This is a genomic window from Streptomyces sp. CAI-85 (genome assembly GCF_013363615.1).
GTDB classification, from domain to species: Bacteria; Actinomycetota; Actinomycetes; order Streptomycetales; family Streptomycetaceae; genus Streptomyces; species Streptomyces antibioticus_B.
Genome location: NZ_JAANNX010000001.1, coordinates 113,972 through 128,168 on the forward strand (window position 1 = coordinate 113,972; position 14,197 = coordinate 128,168).

The following is a 14,197-nucleotide window of genomic DNA, read 5'->3' on the forward strand; positions in this document are numbered from 1 at the left end:
AGGCCACGGTCCCGCCCTCTATGGGCGGGACCCGCTCTCGCCCATGGTTCGCCGCCTCGCTTGAGGAGACGCTGAAGGGCGCGATCCCCTGGTCACGAGGTCGAGGGCGGCTACGCGGATGTCGCAGTTGACAGACGCGCGAATGCGGGCGTCCGCGCTGGCGCCGCAGCAACCCGACCACCGCCGGGCCCCCGTTCCCGGGAGCCCGGCAGCTCGGTGGCGTGGGTCAGGCCGCGTTCAGGGTCCACTTCTGGTTGGCCCCGCCCGTGCACGTCCAGATCTGGGCGGGCGTGCCGTCCGCCGAGTTGTTGCCGGTGACGTCCAGGCACTTGTTCGCGCCGGTGTTGACGACGTCGTGCGTGCCGGCGTTGTACGACCACTGCTGGGCCGCGGTGCCGTTGCAGGTGTAGAGCTGCACGCGCGCCCCGTCGGCCGCCGAACCGCCGCTCACGTCGAGGCACTTGCCGAGCGCCCTCACCGTGCCGTCGGCTCCCACGGTCCAGCGCTGGGCGGTGGTGCCGTTGCAGCCGTAGAGCTGTACGGCGGTGCCGTCGGCGGTGGCGCCGCCCGCGACGTCCAGGCACTTGCCGGCCAGACCGGTGAGGGTGCCCGTGGTGCCGCCGCCCGGGTTGCCCGACGGCGTGCCGGACCAGGTGAAGGTCGCCGTCGTCCGGGCGGGCAGGGTGTAGACGAAGGACTGGCTGCCCCAGTCCACACGCACCGACCGGGCGGTGGTGCCGCCGTTGTGGGCGATCAGCGCCTTGGAGCCGTCCGGGTTGCGCCAGGCGACGTTGGGCACGGAGGAACTGGCGGTGGAGGCGATCCGGTAGGCGCCCGGCCTGACGAACTTGGTGAGATGGCCGGTGGTGTAGTACTCGACGGTGTAGTCGACCTGCCCGGCGCGCGGGCCGCCTTCCTGGACGGTGATCAGGCCGGTGCAGGTACCGCAGCCGCCGTTGTGCGGACCCATGTCCTGGTTCAGGGCCAGGCTCCACTTGACCAGGCTGCTGCTCCAGTTGCGGGCGTAGGTGACGATGTCGGCCAGGTCCTCGTTGTGCTGGTTGGTGATCCAGGTTCCGCCGGAGTGCTCGGTGCTGAACTGCCGTACGTTCGGGTACTGATTGTGGACCTGGGTGCCCACGGCCGGATCGCCGAAGTAGCCGTGCCACGCGATGCCGCCGAAGAGCGGGTCGTTGCGCACACCGGCGTCGGCCAGGATGGCGGCGCCGAAGTTCGCGTAGTCACCGTAGTTCCAGTCGTGGATCAGGACCTTGGTGTCGATGCCGGCGGCCCGGAAGGCCGGGTAGACATGGTTCTTGGTGAACTCGACCAGGCCGGACGGGTTCCAGCTCATCCCCGGGTAGTTCATGGCGGTGGGGTTGCCCGCCTGACAGCAGTTGGGCTCGTTCTGCACCGACAGATAGTCGACGTGCACTCCGGCGGCCTGGTAGCTCTGGATGTACTTGACCAGGTACTGGGCGTAGAGCGGGTAGTACTCCCACTTCAGCCAACCCATCTGGTCCATACGGCCGTTGTCCTTCATCCAGCCGGGCGCGCTCCACGGCACGCCCTTCACGCGCAGGGCCGGATTGAGCTGCTTGGCCTGGACAGTGAGCAGCCGGACATTGGTGTCGTAGCCGTTCGCGCCGAAGTCGCTCAGCGTGCAACAGGTGTCGTCCAGCGAGACGTTGCCGGGCCGGGACAGGTCCGACGCGCCGATGGGGTTGCGGACGAACGACAGCCCGATGCCGTCGGTGGGCGAGAACAGCTTGCGCATGACGGTGTCGCGGGTGGCGGCGCTGATGGCTCCGCCGCGCAGCAGATGGGCGGTGGTGTCGGTGATGGAGGCGCCGCCGCCCTCGAACTGCTGGTAGGTCGTGCCCTCGTCGACGGTGATGGTCTGGTCGGCGCCGCCGCCCGCGGAACCGAAGTTCACGGCCGTCTGCTGGGCGAGACCGCGGGTGACGTTGCGGCCCGCCGCGTCGGACGTCGTGGTCAGCCAGACGTCGACCCGTTCACCCGCCGCGGCGGCCCGGGGTGTCAGACCGGGGCCGACGCTCAGCGCCAGCACGAGCAGCAGGACGGCGGCCACGGTGGCGGGCAGCCGGCCGGACGAGGGGGTTCCGCGCCGGGGCGGGAGTCTGTGCGGCAGAGTCATGACGAGACCTCTCGTGGGGGGCCGTCGCCTTCAGGGCTTGAATGCACGCCGCAACGGTCCGGACGGCTCCGGACGTCCGGGCGCACGCCTGAGAGGGCACGGTGAGGGGCAGGTGTGCGGCTCAGCGACACCTCGGTGACTTATCTCAAGGCGTGATTCAACTAATAAGACATGCACTCGTCAATACTGTGCGTCCACATCTCCAAGCTTTGCCGCGCCCCTTGACAACTCCCCCTACAGGTTCCGGCAGCAGTGCCGTTCCGACTCCGCGCCGGAGAGCCTGGGGATGCGCAGCCGGTGCATCAGATCGCGGGTGAGACGGGTGTCGAGCGTCGTGCGCCAGGTGACCTCGGGGTACCGGGCCCGCAGATGCGACAGCGCACGGGTGCCCAACCCGCAGCCCAGGAAGGGTTCTTCGAGCACGACGTCCGTGATCACACCCTCGGCGCACCGGTCGCACGCGTGATATGTCACGCGCCCGACGACCTTGCGGATGTGCACCAGCAGCAGACACTCCTCGCCCGGGCCGTCCGGCGAGGAGGACGGCAGCAGTTCGACGCCGCGGTAGGCCAGCAGCCTGCGGTGCCACCGGCCGCCGCGCCCGCCGTGGCGCCGGTGCCTTCCCCCGGACCGGCCGGTCGGCCGCCGCGGTGAGACGTCCGCCCGGTGCCCGGGCCGGCCGTGCGTGTCCGACGTGGCATACGTCTGGTTTCCGTGCATGCGGTCGCGGGTGCCCAGGCCCGCGGACACCATGCGGGATCCGTGATCGTCCGATCCGATGGCGGCAGGTTGCCCGGGACAGGCATACAACCCCCCGCCACCGGGCACCAGAGGGACACAGCTCGGGACAAGTGCCCTCCCCCCGGCCACCCGAGCGCATGTCGGCCCCACCCCCGTCCCCCCGGGCAGTGGGGCCGACGCATGCCGTGCCCCACCTGCTCACACGTCCGCGACGGGGGCGGGCCCCAACTCCCGTACCGCGCGCGCCAGGGCGTCCCGGACCCGGTCCGTGTCCGCCTCCGTGGTACGCCAGTTGCTGAACGCGGCGCGCAGCGCGGGCGTTCCGTGCAGGACCGTGGGCGTGAGGAACGCCTCGCCGGAGTCGGCGACCGCCCGCGCCAGAGCGCCCAGCCGCTCGGGGGTCGGGCCCTCGGTGAGGGTGAGGCAGACGACGTTCAGCCGCACCGGCGCCAGGAGCCGCAGCCCCGGGACGGCCGCGACACCCTCGCCCAGCCGCCGGGCCAGCGCGACACAGCGCTCGACGATCTCCGCGTGGCCCTCACGGCCGTAGGCGGTGAGCGAGAACCAGGTGGCGAGGGCGCGCAGCCGCCGGGAGTTCTCCGGGGTCAGATGGAGGAAGTCGGGGGTGCCGGTGGGCAGGCCGAGATACGGGGACTCGTTGTGGAAGACCCGCACCTGGAGGTCCTGGCGGCGGGTGAACTGGACGGCGGCGTCGTAGGGGACGTTCAGCCATTTGTGCAGGTCCACGCAGATGGAGTCGGCGGCGTCGAGGCCGTCGACCAGAGCGGCGTGGGCCGGTGAGAGCGCGGCGAACGCGCCGAAGGCGGCGTCCACATGGAGCCAGAAGTCGTACCGCTCCTTGAGGGCGGCGATCGCCCGCAGGTCGTCGAAGTCGACCGTGTTCACCGTCCCGGCGTTGGCGACCACGACGGCGGGGTGTCCGTCGAGCGCGTCGAGGGCCTCGGCGAGCCGGGACACGTCCACGGCCTCGCGGTCACCGCCCAGCAGGGGGACGGGGCGCAGCCGGTCGCGGCCGATGCCGAGGACGGACAGGGCCTTGGTGATGCTGGAGTGCGGGCTGCCGGACAGCACATGGACGGGGCCGAGGGCGGCCGCTCCTTCGCGGGAGACGGACACGCCCTGCCGTTCGCCGAGCCACTCCCGGGCCACGGCCAGGCCCACGGTGTTGGACATCGTCGCGCCGCTGACGAAGGCGCCCCGGTGTGCCTCGCTCAGGCCGAACAGTTCCCGCAGCCAGCCCAGCGTCTCGTGCTCCAGGGCGTCGGCGCCGGAACCGCCGCCGCTGGAGCCGTTCTGGTCGTAGACGCCGGTGAGCCAGTCGCCGGTGAGGGCCGCGGGGGTGCTGCCGCCGGTGACGAATCCGAGGTAGCGCGGGCCCGCCGAACCGGAGAAGCCGGGCTCCCACTGCCGGGCGAAGCGGTCCAGGGCGCCTTGTGCGCCGACCCCGGCCGCCGGGAGCGGGCCGGGGTCGGGAGCGGGTGCGGCGGCGGAGACCGGTCGCTCCCCGATGCCGGCGAGCGCACGGGTAGCGAAGTCGCGGGCGGAGGCGAGGAGTTCGGGGAGTCGGTCGAGGTCGGCGCGGAGCGTGGGGTGCATGTCCGCAGCGTAGGCGGGCGGTCCGGGCGGACGCGGGAGCCAATCCGAGGGAAGTGGACCGGAATCGCGCACGAGGAGCACGGCGGGCGGCCGCGGGGTGCGCCGTGGCCGCCCGCCGGGGGATCAGGGCTTGGCGGTGTACGTCACTCCGGTCAGGTTCTGGGCCGCGGCGCCCCACACCTGGTCGTGGAGGGAGGAGTCGACGCCGAGGGTGTGGAGCAGCCAGGCGGTCGTGATGCCGTAGGTCAGGCGGAGCTGGGTGGCCCGGGTGACGGTTCCGCTGTCGCAGCCGATGCCGGAGCTGTCCTCGAAGCCGCAGTGGAACCCGCCGGTGATGACGCGCAGTTGGGTGGCGGACTGCTTGGCGTCGTACATCTTGCGCTGGTGGTCGGCGACCTTGGCGATGGTGTCGGAGCTGCCGCCGACGTACTGGACGGGGATGGTCAGCGCGCCGGAGGCGGCGACGGCCGAGGGGTTGGTCTCGGCGGCCGCGAGGGTGGAGACGGTGGCGACGGCCGGATTGCGGCCCGCCGCGACCAGGGCCGCTCCCCCGCCCATCGAGTGGCCCGAGAGGGCGAGCCGGTCGGTGCTGACCGCGCCGGCGAAGCGTGAACCGGCGGTGCCGTTCTGGACGGTGAGCCAGGTGAGCGCCGCGTTCAGGTCGTCGGCGAAGGCGGTGTGGCTGGGGAAGAGACCGCCCTGGGACTTGGGCGCGACGGTGATGACGCCCCAGGACGCGTAGTGCCTGAGGAGGCTCTCGTACTGGCCGATGCCCTGGAAGAAGCCGTGTCCGAAGGCAAGGCCGGGGTGGGTGCCGGCGGCGACCGGCGCGTTCGCCCCGGCCGTCGTGCCCGGGTACCAGACGCGTGCGCTGTAGGAGCGGCCCGAGGCGGAGACGGTGAGGTCGGTGTAGGCGACGGGGAACGACCCGGTGGTGAAGGGGTCCGTCGCCCGCACGGCGGGGGCGGCCTGTGCGGTGGGTGCGAGGGTGAGGGCGGCTGCCGCGGTGAGCAGCAGGGCGGTCAAGGAGCGCAGGAGCGTACGGAACACGAGATCACCTTTTCTGTGGGGAGGAAACAGTGATGTCTGAGCCGGTCGCGGTCGAACTCGGCCGACGCGTACGGCCGTTGACGCATTGGCCGTGGCGCGTTCAGCCGCCGAAGCGCAGGGTGAAGTCGCGCAGGGCGAGGCTGATCAGCGGGGGCCGGTCGCCGAGTGCGGCGACCGGGCTGCCGGCCGGTGCCGTCCATTCGGCACGCGCCCGTCGCAGCTCGGCGCGGCTGCGCACCGGGCTCGTCTTGATCCGGCCGTCGAGGCTCTGCGCCACCTTGTAGGCCAGTGGCCAGCGCCCGGGCAGACGTCCCCGCTCGGTGCAGCGGCTGGTCGCGAGCACCCCTTGCCCGGTCCGGGCGGTGAAGGACGCGCTGCCGTCCGTTCGCTCCGCGTCGAAGGCCGCCATCTCCTTGGGGATGCCCCACAGGGCACGGCCGCCCGCCATCGACGCCTCGCTGTCGACCCAGATGTCGGTGACGCAGACCCGGGCCCGGGCGCCGTCCCGTACCAGGACCGCCCGCAGCAGTTCGCTGTAGTGCAGGACGCTGTCGTTCTCGTAGACGACCCAGGCGGCGCCGACCAGCCCTCGGCCCGCGACGGTCAGGGGGCGCAGGCCGGGCGCGACGGGGGGAATCGCGGCACGTCGTACGGCCCACAGGGACAGGTACATCTGTCCGGCCAGGTGCCAGGGCTCGTCCGGGTAGGCGGTCATACCGCGTCCGTTCCATGGGGTGGGGGGAGGCGCAGGGCGGCGGGGGCGGTGGCCGCGACGGCGGGCCGGCGCGGCGGGACGGGTGCGACGGGGCGGTACGGGAGTCCGGGTGCGGGGCGGGGGTCGGTCTCCCCCAGGTTGGGCCACAGGGCGGTGGCCCGCTCGGCGAGGGCGGTGATGGTGAGCGAGGGGTTGACGCCGAGGTTGGCGGAGATGGTGGAGCCGTCGATCACGTGCAGGCCCGGATGGCCGTGGAGGCGGTGGTAGGGGTCGACGACTCCGGTGTCGGGGGTCTCGCCCATGGTGCAGCCGCCGATCAGGTGTCCGGTGGTCGGTACGTCGAAGAGGTCGGCCCAGGTGCCGCACGCCTGCCCGCCGATCCGGGCAGCGGCCGCGCGGGCGGCGCGGTGTCCCGCGGGGATCCAGGTCGGGTTGGGCGCGCCCTCGCCGGGCCGGCTGCCGAGACGGCGCCGGCCGGTCGGGCCGCGTCGCAGGTAGGTGGTGACCGAGTTGTCCACCGTCTGCATGACCAGCAGCACCACGGTCTGCTGCGACCACCGGCGCGGAGTGTGCAGGGCGGGCAGGCGGCGGGCGCCGCGCGCCATGGCGGCGAGTCCCACGAGGAGGCGGGAGCGTCCCGGGACCGGGTCGACGAGCATCGCGCCGAGCAGGGCGAGGAGGTTGCTGCCGCGGCCGTAGCGGACCGGCTCGACGTGCGTGGTGTCGTCCAGGTGGACGGAGGAGGTGATGGCGACGCCGTGGGAGTAGTCCGCGTCGCGTTCCCGGGCGCGGACTCCGAGGATCGCCTCCGAGTTGGTGCGGGTCAGCAGGCCGAGCCGGGGTGAGATTCCGGCGAGTGAACCGTCGTCCTTCAGGGTGTGCAACAGCCGTTGGGTGCCCAGGGCGCCGGCCGCGAAGATCACGTGCCGTGCGGTGAGGGTCCGCCGTCGTCGGCCGGGGACGGCGCCGGTGCGGACCGAGGTGACGGCCCAGCCGTCGCCCGCGCGGCGGACGCCCGTCACGGTGCGGCGTTCCATGACGTGTGCTCCGGCGCGTTCGGCCAGGCCGAGGTAGTTCTTGGGCAGGGTGTTCTTGGCGTTGTGGCGGCAACCGGTCATGCAGGCACCGCAGTTGACGCAGGTGGTGCGGTCCGGTCCGGCGCCGCCGAAGTACGGGTCGGGTACGGAGGTGCCGGGTGCGGCGCCGGCCGGGCCGAAGTGGACGGCGACGGGGGTGGGTCGGAAGGTGTCTTCGCAGCCGAGGTCGCGTGCGGTCTCCCTCAGCAGCAGGTCGGCCTCGGTGAACAGCGGGTTGGGGGTGACGCCGAGCATCCGGCGTGCCTGGGCGAAGTAGGGGGCCAGTTCGCGGCGCCAGTCGGTGAGGGACGCCCAGTGCGAGCCCTCGTAGAACGCGTCCGGGGGTTCGTAGAGGGTGTTGGCGTAGCCGAGCGATCCGCCGCCGACTCCGGCGCCGCTGAGCACGAGGATGTCGCCGAGCAGGGAGGCGCGCAGGATGCCGGTGCAGCCGAGACGGGGTGCGAAGAGGTACCTGCGCACCTGCCAGGACGTGCGCGGGAAGTCGGCGTCGGCGAAGCGCCGGCCGGCTTCCAGGACGCCGACGCGGTAGCCCTTCTCGGTGAGCCGGAGGGCGCTGACGCTGCCGCCGAAGCCGGAGCCGATGACGAGGACGTCGTAGTCGAAGGGGACTTGGCCGACGGCGGTCATCGGTCGTCTCTCGCTCTGAAGTCGGCGAGCAGCGGGGTGATGAGCCGTTCGAGGTTCTCGCGGCGGACCTGGGGGTGGACGCCGGTGAGCGGAAGGGGGCCGTCGAGGCCGGGGACGTGCGGGACGAGCGCGAGGTGGGGCAGCAGGACGAGGAGGTGCGAGAGAAGGGCGTCCAGGTCGGCGTCCTTCCTCAAGTCCCCTGCCGCGACGGCGCGTTCGAGGAGGGGGCGGAGGCCGGCCTGGTACAGGGCATCCACGGGGGCGCGGACCGCGTCCCGGACCGCGGGGTCCATCTCCATGTTGGTGGCCGCGGTGACCCCGCGTTCCAGGGGGTGTCCGGCGAAGTAGTCGAGCCAGGCTTCCAGGGCGTCGACGAGGTGGGTGGCGAAGTCCGTGCTCCCGTCGTAGCCGTCGAGCCAACGCCGCATCCGGGCGTAGATGCGCAGCGAGGTCTGTTCGGCGACGTAGGTGAAGAGGTCGAGCTTGCCGGAGAAGTACTGGAAGAGGGAGCCCTTGGCGACGCCGGCCTCGCGGGCGATGACGTTCAGGCTGCCCGTGGAGTAGCCGTGGGTGCCGAACTCGTCCATCGCGGCGACCAGGACGCGCTCGCGGCGGGCCGGCGACAGCCTGGTCCAGGTGGGCGTGGGCATGGACACTCCTCGGTATGACCGGACGGTCATGTGACCGCCCGGTCATGGTGGGGGCGGTGGGTGGGCGAAGTCAACGACTGTGCGGCAGAAGGCTGTTGAGGGGATCGGCACCGCGCCGCACCCGTTGACAGGAGGCGACGGATACGCCCAGCCTGTGACCGGCCCCCGATATGACCGGGTGGTCATGAGGAGGTCGGCATGCAGAAGGTGTGTGTGATCGGGGCCGGTTCTTCCGGGATCGCCGCGTGTCAGGTCCTGGCGGAGCGGGGCATCGCCTACGACTGCTTCGAGCTGGGCTCGGACGTGGGCGGCAACTGGCGCTATCTCAACGACAACGGGCAGTCGTCGGCGTACCGCTCGCTGCACATCAACACGTCCCGGCAGATCATGCAGTACGCCAGTTTCCCCATGTCGGACGCGTATCCGGTCTACCCGGGGCACGCACACATCGCGCGCTACTTCGACGCGTTCGTGGAGCACTTCGGGTTGCGGCCGTCGATCCGCTTCCGCACCGAGGTGACCGAGGTCGTCCAGGACGGGGACGGGTGGGCCGTGACGTCGCGCCATCGCGACACGCACGAGGAGGAGCGGGGGGTGTACGACGCCGTACTCGTCGCCAACGGCCACCACTGGAAGCCCCGTTGGCCCCGGCCGGGCATCCCGGGGTCGTCGGACTTCGAGGGCAGCCAACTCCACTCGCACGACTACCGCACGCCCGAACCGTTCGCCGACCGGCGGGTGTTGGTGGTGGGCATCGGCAACTCGGCGTGCGACATCGCCGTGGAGACCTCGCGCGTCTCCCGGCGGACGTATCTCGCGATGCGCCGGGGCGCGCACATCGTGCCCAAGCATCTGTTCGGCGTCCCCACCGATCACCTCACGCACTCCTGGCTGGCCAGGGCGCCCCTCGCGGTCCAGGACCGCGGCCTCCACCTCCTGCTCCGCCTGAGCCGCGGCCGGCTGGCGGACTACGGCCTGCCCACTCCCGCCCACCGCGTTCTGGCCGCCCACCCGACGATCTCCGACGACCTGCTGTCCCGGCTCGCGCACGGCGACATCACGGTAAAGCCCGCGCCGAGCAAGGCGGATGAGGGTCATGTCTTCTTCGAGGACGGCAGCGTGGAGGAGATCGACACGATCATCTACTGCACGGGGTACGACATCTCGTTCCCCTTCCTGGCGGACGGTGTGCTCGGCCTCCGGGACAACAACCCTGCCCTCTACCGCCGGGTCGCCGCCCCCGACCGCCCCGGCCTGTACTTCATCGGCCTCGTCCAGCCCCTCGGCGCCATCATGCCCCTGGCGGAGGCCCAGTCCCACTGGGTCGCCGACCTCATCCAGGGCCACTGCACCCTCCCCGACCGCGAGCACATGCACGCCGAGATCCACACCTACCGCACCCGAACGGCCCGCCGGTACGTGGCGTCCACCCGCCACACGATCCAGGTGGACGCCCAGGCGTATCTGCGGGAGCTGAGGAGGGAGCGGAGGCGGGGGGCGGTGCGGGGGCGGGGCGCGGTGCGGGGTGGCCTGCGGTGACGGTCTACGGTCCGGCCTCGAGGTCGTCGCGCATGGCGGCTCTGAGGGCGTCGAGCGCGGTGTCGTACCGGACGCGGTGTTCCGCGTAGGCGCCGTCTTCGAGGAGGAGGCCCTCGGCCATGGCGTTCCGGAGGTCGCGCAGGATGCGGTACAGCTCTTCGGACGGCGCGACGACGCTGCCGGGGGCGGAGATCGTCATCTGATGGCGGAACCCGGAACACGGGTCGAAGGCGTCCCAGGCGGCCTTGCCGCGCTCCGTGCCGGAGGCGCCCGTGTCCCGCGAGAGGCGGCTGAAGGTCAGCCTGGCCTGGGACAGGGCGGCCAGGTAGTCGCCGTAGAGCGCGCGGCGCGCCTCGGTGCGCTGGTCGATCCGGTCGCGTCTCCACCGTCGGCGGTCGAGGTACCCGGCGGACACCGTGGCGATCGCGCCGCCGGCCAGGGTGCTCGCGAGAGCCATCCAGTCCATCGTCACCACGATAGGGGGCCGTCGGCCGCCGCGTAGGGCTCCTGGTGCGGTGGGTAGTGTCCGTGGATGCATGTCCTTGCCGCGGAGACCTTGTTGCCCGTCGATCTGCGGCTCGGTGTCGCGTTGGTGGTGTTGTTGGTCGCCGCCGCCGGGGTGGCCGTGGTGTTTCGGCTGGCGCCGGACGCGTCGTTCGGGCGGGCGTGGGAGATCGTGGCGGCCGGGGTGCGGGCCGCCGCGCAACTGGCCGCCGTATCCCTGGTGATCGGGTGGGCGGTGGGGCATACCGCGGCGCTCGTCGGGTTCTTGTGTCTGATGTTCGGCGTCGCGACCCGGACGGCGGGTCGGCGGATCACCCGTAACTCGACGTGGTGGTGGGCGGCGTTGCCGATCGCCGTTCCGGTGGCGCCGGTCGTGGCGGGACTTGTGATCGGCGGGCTGTTGCCCGTGCCCGGGATCGCCATCGTTCCCGTGACCGGCATTCTCATGGGCGGGGCGCTGACCGCGACCGTGCTGGCGGGTCGGCGCGGTCTGGACGAACTCGCCCAGCGGCACGGAGAGGTGGAAGCCGGCCTCGCGCTGGGCCTGCTGGAGCGTGAGGCGCGGCTCGAAGTGGCTCGGGGTGCCGCGTCGGAGGCGTTGGTGCCGGCCCTGGACCAGACCCGCACCGTCGGACTGGTCACGCTGCCGGGGGCGTTCGTCGGCATGCTGCTCGGCGGAGCCTCGCCGGTGCTGGCCGGTGCCGTACAGGTCTTCGTGCTGATCGCCCTGCTCGCGGTGGAGGCGCTCGCGGTGGCCCTCACCCTCGAACTGATCGCCCGCCGCAGGATCCACCGGTGAGCGTCATCCGCCGACCTGGGCGATGCCCGACTCGTAGGCGAACACGACCGCCTGGGCGCGGCTGCGGAGGTTCAGCTTGGTCATCGCGCGGTGCAGGTGGGTCTTGACGGTCGACTCGCTGACGCTCATACGCTCGGCGATCTCCTCGTTGGCGAGACCCTTGGCGACGAGCCCGAGCACCTCGGCCTCGCGGTCCGTGAGCACGCTCGTCGCGTCGGCCCCGGTACGGAACCGCTGTTGGCGTACGGCATGCTGCTCGACCAGCCGCCGGACGCGGGCCGGGGCCACCAGGAGGTCGGCGGAGAGGGTCGCGGTGACGGCGCTGAGGAGCTGCTGCGGCGGCATGTCCTTGAGGAGGAAGCCGCTACAGCCCGCGCGCAGGGCGGCGTACACGTACTCGTCCTCGTCGAAGGTGGTGAGGACGACGATGCGGGGCGCCGGGTCGAGGCCGAGGGCGAGGATGCGCTCGGCGGCCGCGAGTCCGCTGAGCCGGGGCATCTTGATGTCCATGAGGATCAGATCCGGGCGGTGTTCGCGTGCGGCGGCGACGGCCTCCTCGCCGTCCGACGCCTCCAGGACCGGTCCCAGCCCCTCGACGGTGCGCAGCAGGGTCACGATGCCGGAGCGGATGAGGTGCTGATCGTCCACGACCAGGATGCGGGCCACAGCGCTCCTCGGAGATGCTCACTGCTCAGGTCTCGGATCAGCCGCCGTCCCGGTCCTGCCCCAGGGGGAGTCGTAGCTGTACCCGGTAACCGCCTCCCGGGGTGCGCACCGGTGGTCAGCGAGCCGTGCCACATCTTGGCCCGTTCCCGCATTCCGATCAAGCCGTGTCCGGATCCGCCGCCCGTCGTGGCCGGAGGCGGGCCTCCCCGGTCGAGGACCGTGACGCGCAATTCGTCGTCCAGGTAGCGGACTTCGACGTCGGCCGTCGTTGCTCCGGAGTGCTTGACGACGTTGGTGAGAGCTTCCTGGACGACGCGGTAGGCGCACAGTTCGAGCCCGGGGCGCAGGGGTCTGCGTTCACCTGTGAACCGGATCTCGACGTGCAGGCCGGCCGCCTCCAGGCGTTCCGCGAGCGCGGGGATGCGGCCGATGTCGGCCAACAGGTCGTCGGGAAGCGGATCGTCGGGGAGCGCGTCGGCCGGATCCTCCGCGCCCGGGGTGCCGCCGAGGTCGTGGGTGCGCAGGACGACGAGCAGTCGGCGCAGTTCGTCCAGCGACTCCCGTCCGGCCGCGGCGGCGGTGCCGAGGGCGGTGCGGGCGGCGGGCGGGTCGGCGTGGAACAGGTACTCGGCCACACCGGTCTGGAGGGTGACGATCGTCATGTGCTGCGAGATCGTGTCGTGCAGCTCGCGCGCGATCCGGAACCGCTCGTCCAGCACGGCCCGCCGGGCCTCCTGGCGTTGCTGCCGGTCGAGCAGCGCGGTCAGCCGCCGCAACTCGGCGTTGCGCGGCCAGTCGGCGCTGGGTGAGTCCGACGGCGAAGGCGACGGCCGGCACGATCAGCGCCTGTACGGCCACGACCGGCCAGGGCAGCCGCCCGCACACCCCGCTGAGCGCGATGACGGCGGTGAGCAGCGCGGCCCCGCAGACGATGCGGGCGCGGGCCGCCGCCCGGGCCGCGACGGAGACGAACGCCACCGCCGGGACCCAGAAGTTGAGCGAGGGCTGATACCCGAGCAGCAGATAGCCGGCGAAGCCCGCCGCCGTGACCACGAGCACGGCGAACGGCCGGTTCTCCCGCAGCGCGAGCGAGAGGGCGATCAGCAGGGTGAGCAGGTGGGCCCACAGGTCGAACGGCCGCCAGGGCGCCGGATGGTAGAAGGCGCCCGCCAGACAGCCGGCGACGGCGAAGCCGGCGGCGAGGGCCACGTGGGCCGGGCGCGGGCGGAGGGCCTGCGTCGCGGGCATCCGGTCATGGTAGACGACGGTTCTCAACTGATCCGCCCCCACGCGGAGTCGCGGCCCCGGGCCGTCAGGAGTCCATGATGAAGTCCAGCGCGTAGCCGGACGCGGTCGTCCAGTACGTGACGCGGGCGCCGTCGTCGAACGCCACCACCCGCGGCAGGTCCACGCCGATCGGCCCGCTCCCGTCGCCGCCGTGCTCACGGCCGTGCAGGAGAAGGGTGACCGAGTCCGTCTCGTACTGGTCCATGGGGACACCGGAGGCGAGCAGCGCGGCGTACGCCTCGTCCCCGGGTGCGAGGACGACGGGGCCCTCCCCGGGGTCGCTGTCCTCGTACACGTCGATCGGGTACCGGGCCTCGGCGTAGTCGCCGAGGAAGAGGTACGGGTAGTGGTGGACGGCGCACTTCTTGTCGCCCGCGTTGGTGACGGCGATCAGGAGATGCTTGGGGACCTCTCCCTTCCCGTCCTCCAGGGTGGTGCCGAACGAGAGGTCCTCCTCGGCGCAGTCGGGAACGGCGGCGCTGTCGCCGCCGTTCCCGCCGCCACCGGTGGTGCCCCCCGAGTTGTCACCACCGGAGTCACTCGGCTTCGCCGGACTCGACGCGCTCGGCCGGCCCGAAGGAGTGGAGCCGGCGCCGTCGGCCGTGTCGGGCTCGCACGCCGTGGCGGCGAACGCCGCGGCGAACGCGGCGGCCGTCACGGCGTAGGACCTCCAACCCCCGTTCGTCCTGGGGTCCTTGGTCTTCCTTGGTGTCGTGCGGTTGTCGCAGGCATCGGTACGCATGATGT

Annotated in this window: 14 protein-coding genes; 3 read left to right on the top strand and 11 right to left on the bottom strand. The window is 72.2% G+C overall.

Annotated features, from left to right (window positions below; all coding sequences use genetic code 11):
* Positions 1–226 precede the first annotated feature (226 nt).
* The 7 genes from G6W55_RS00410 to G6W55_RS00440 form a co-directional block, all read right to left on the bottom strand.
* Positions 227–2,158, bottom strand: a complete 1,932-nt coding sequence (locus tag G6W55_RS00410; RefSeq protein WP_175518698.1) for a lectin — start codon at positions 2,156–2,158, stop codon at positions 227–229.
* A gap of 234 nt (positions 2,159–2,392) precedes the next feature.
* The gene (locus G6W55_RS38420) at positions 2,393–2,911 is read right to left on the bottom strand and encodes a hypothetical protein (protein ID WP_244368371.1); all 519 of its coding nucleotides are present in this window, start codon (positions 2,909–2,911) and stop codon (positions 2,393–2,395) included.
* Between the two features lie 186 nt (positions 2,912–3,097).
* Positions 3,098–4,516 carry a pyridoxal-dependent decarboxylase gene (locus G6W55_RS00420; RefSeq protein ID WP_175518699.1) on the bottom strand — a complete coding sequence of 473 codons (1,419 nt, stop codon included), beginning with the start codon at positions 4,514–4,516 and terminating at the stop codon, positions 3,098–3,100.
* 123 nt (positions 4,517–4,639) lie between these two features.
* Positions 4,640–5,566 carry an alpha/beta hydrolase gene (locus G6W55_RS00425; RefSeq protein ID WP_175518700.1) on the bottom strand — a complete coding sequence of 309 codons (927 nt, stop codon included), beginning with the start codon at positions 5,564–5,566 and terminating at the stop codon, positions 4,640–4,642.
* A 100-nt stretch (positions 5,567–5,666) separates the two neighbouring features.
* Entirely contained in the window at positions 5,667–6,281 is a 615-nt protein-coding gene (locus tag G6W55_RS00430; RefSeq protein WP_175518701.1) for an acetoacetate decarboxylase family protein, read from the bottom strand.
* A complete protein-coding gene (locus G6W55_RS00435; protein WP_175518702.1) occupies positions 6,278–8,005 on the bottom strand; it encodes an FAD-dependent oxidoreductase in 1,728 nt (575 codons plus the stop codon). Before G6W55_RS00435 ends, G6W55_RS00430 begins: the two co-directional genes overlap by 4 nt.
* The gene (locus G6W55_RS00440) at positions 8,002–8,655 is read right to left on the bottom strand and encodes a TetR/AcrR family transcriptional regulator (RefSeq protein ID WP_175518703.1); all 654 of its coding nucleotides are present in this window, start codon (positions 8,653–8,655) and stop codon (positions 8,002–8,004) included. The genes G6W55_RS00435 and G6W55_RS00440 overlap by 4 nt, the downstream gene beginning before the upstream one ends.
* A gap of 198 nt (positions 8,656–8,853) precedes the next feature.
* Between G6W55_RS00440 and G6W55_RS00445 the strand changes: the two genes are divergently transcribed.
* Complete coding sequence (locus G6W55_RS00445; protein WP_175518704.1) at positions 8,854–10,194, top strand: NAD(P)-binding domain-containing protein; 1,341 nt, start codon at positions 8,854–8,856, stop codon at positions 10,192–10,194.
* 4 nt (positions 10,195–10,198) lie between these two features.
* On the opposite strand, the gene G6W55_RS00450 is transcribed toward G6W55_RS00445, so the two are convergent.
* Positions 10,199–10,660 carry a hypothetical protein gene (locus G6W55_RS00450; RefSeq protein ID WP_175518705.1) on the bottom strand — a complete coding sequence of 154 codons (462 nt, stop codon included), beginning with the start codon at positions 10,658–10,660 and terminating at the stop codon, positions 10,199–10,201.
* A 66-nt stretch (positions 10,661–10,726) separates the two neighbouring features.
* Here G6W55_RS00450 and G6W55_RS00455 point away from each other — a divergent pair, with 66 nt between their 5' ends.
* Entirely contained in the window at positions 10,727–11,497 is a 771-nt protein-coding gene (locus tag G6W55_RS00455; RefSeq protein WP_030782358.1) for an ABC transporter permease, read from the top strand.
* A gap of 3 nt (positions 11,498–11,500) precedes the next feature.
* Here the strand turns inward: G6W55_RS00455 and G6W55_RS00460 are convergent, their stop codons facing one another.
* Positions 11,501–12,163, bottom strand: coding sequence for a response regulator transcription factor (locus G6W55_RS00460; protein WP_309243583.1), 663 nt, complete (start codon positions 12,161–12,163; stop codon positions 11,501–11,503).
* A complete protein-coding gene (locus tag G6W55_RS00465) occupies positions 12,109–12,939 on the bottom strand; it encodes a sensor histidine kinase (RefSeq protein ID WP_175518706.1) in 831 nt (276 codons plus the stop codon). The genes G6W55_RS00460 and G6W55_RS00465 overlap by 55 nt, the downstream gene beginning before the upstream one ends.
* A gap of 29 nt (positions 12,940–12,968) precedes the next feature.
* On the opposite strand from G6W55_RS00465, the gene G6W55_RS00470 reads away from it, so the two are divergent.
* On the top strand, positions 12,969–13,172 hold the full coding sequence (locus G6W55_RS00470) for a hypothetical protein (protein WP_175518707.1): 204 nt from the start codon (positions 12,969–12,971) through the stop codon (positions 13,170–13,172).
* A gap of 303 nt (positions 13,173–13,475) precedes the next feature.
* Here G6W55_RS00470 and G6W55_RS00475 read toward each other — a convergent pair whose 3' ends face one another.
* The gene (locus G6W55_RS00475; protein ID WP_175518708.1) at positions 13,476–14,192 is read right to left on the bottom strand and encodes a DUF4232 domain-containing protein; all 717 of its coding nucleotides are present in this window, start codon (positions 14,190–14,192) and stop codon (positions 13,476–13,478) included.
* Positions 14,193–14,197 lie beyond the last annotated feature (5 nt).

Excerpts from the sequence above, each read along its gene's own strand:
- G6W55_RS00475 (WP_175518708.1), bottom strand. The coding sequence starts at position 14,192 with ATGCGTACCGATGCCTGCGACAACCGCACGACACCAAGGAAGACCAAG.
- G6W55_RS00435 (WP_175518702.1), bottom strand. The coding sequence starts at position 8,005 with ATGACCGCCGTCGGCCAAGTCCCCTTCGACTACGACGTCCTCGTCATC.
- G6W55_RS00410 (WP_175518698.1), bottom strand. The coding sequence starts at position 2,158 with ATGACTCTGCCGCACAGACTCCCGCCCCGGCGCGGAACCCCCTCGTCC.
- G6W55_RS00440 (WP_175518703.1), bottom strand. The coding sequence starts at position 8,655 with ATGCCCACGCCCACCTGGACCAGGCTGTCGCCGGCCCGCCGCGAGCGC.
- G6W55_RS38420 (WP_244368371.1), bottom strand. The coding sequence starts at position 2,911 with ATGGTGTCCGCGGGCCTGGGCACCCGCGACCGCATGCACGGAAACCAG.
- G6W55_RS00455 (WP_030782358.1), top strand. The coding sequence starts at position 10,727 with ATGCATGTCCTTGCCGCGGAGACCTTGTTGCCCGTCGATCTGCGGCTC.
- G6W55_RS00430 (WP_175518701.1), bottom strand. The coding sequence starts at position 6,281 with ATGACCGCCTACCCGGACGAGCCCTGGCACCTGGCCGGACAGATGTAC.
- G6W55_RS00450 (WP_175518705.1), bottom strand. The coding sequence starts at position 10,660 with ATGGACTGGATGGCTCTCGCGAGCACCCTGGCCGGCGGCGCGATCGCC.
- G6W55_RS00445 (WP_175518704.1), top strand. The coding sequence starts at position 8,854 with ATGCAGAAGGTGTGTGTGATCGGGGCCGGTTCTTCCGGGATCGCCGCG.
- G6W55_RS00420 (WP_175518699.1), bottom strand. The coding sequence starts at position 4,516 with ATGCACCCCACGCTCCGCGCCGACCTCGACCGACTCCCCGAACTCCTC.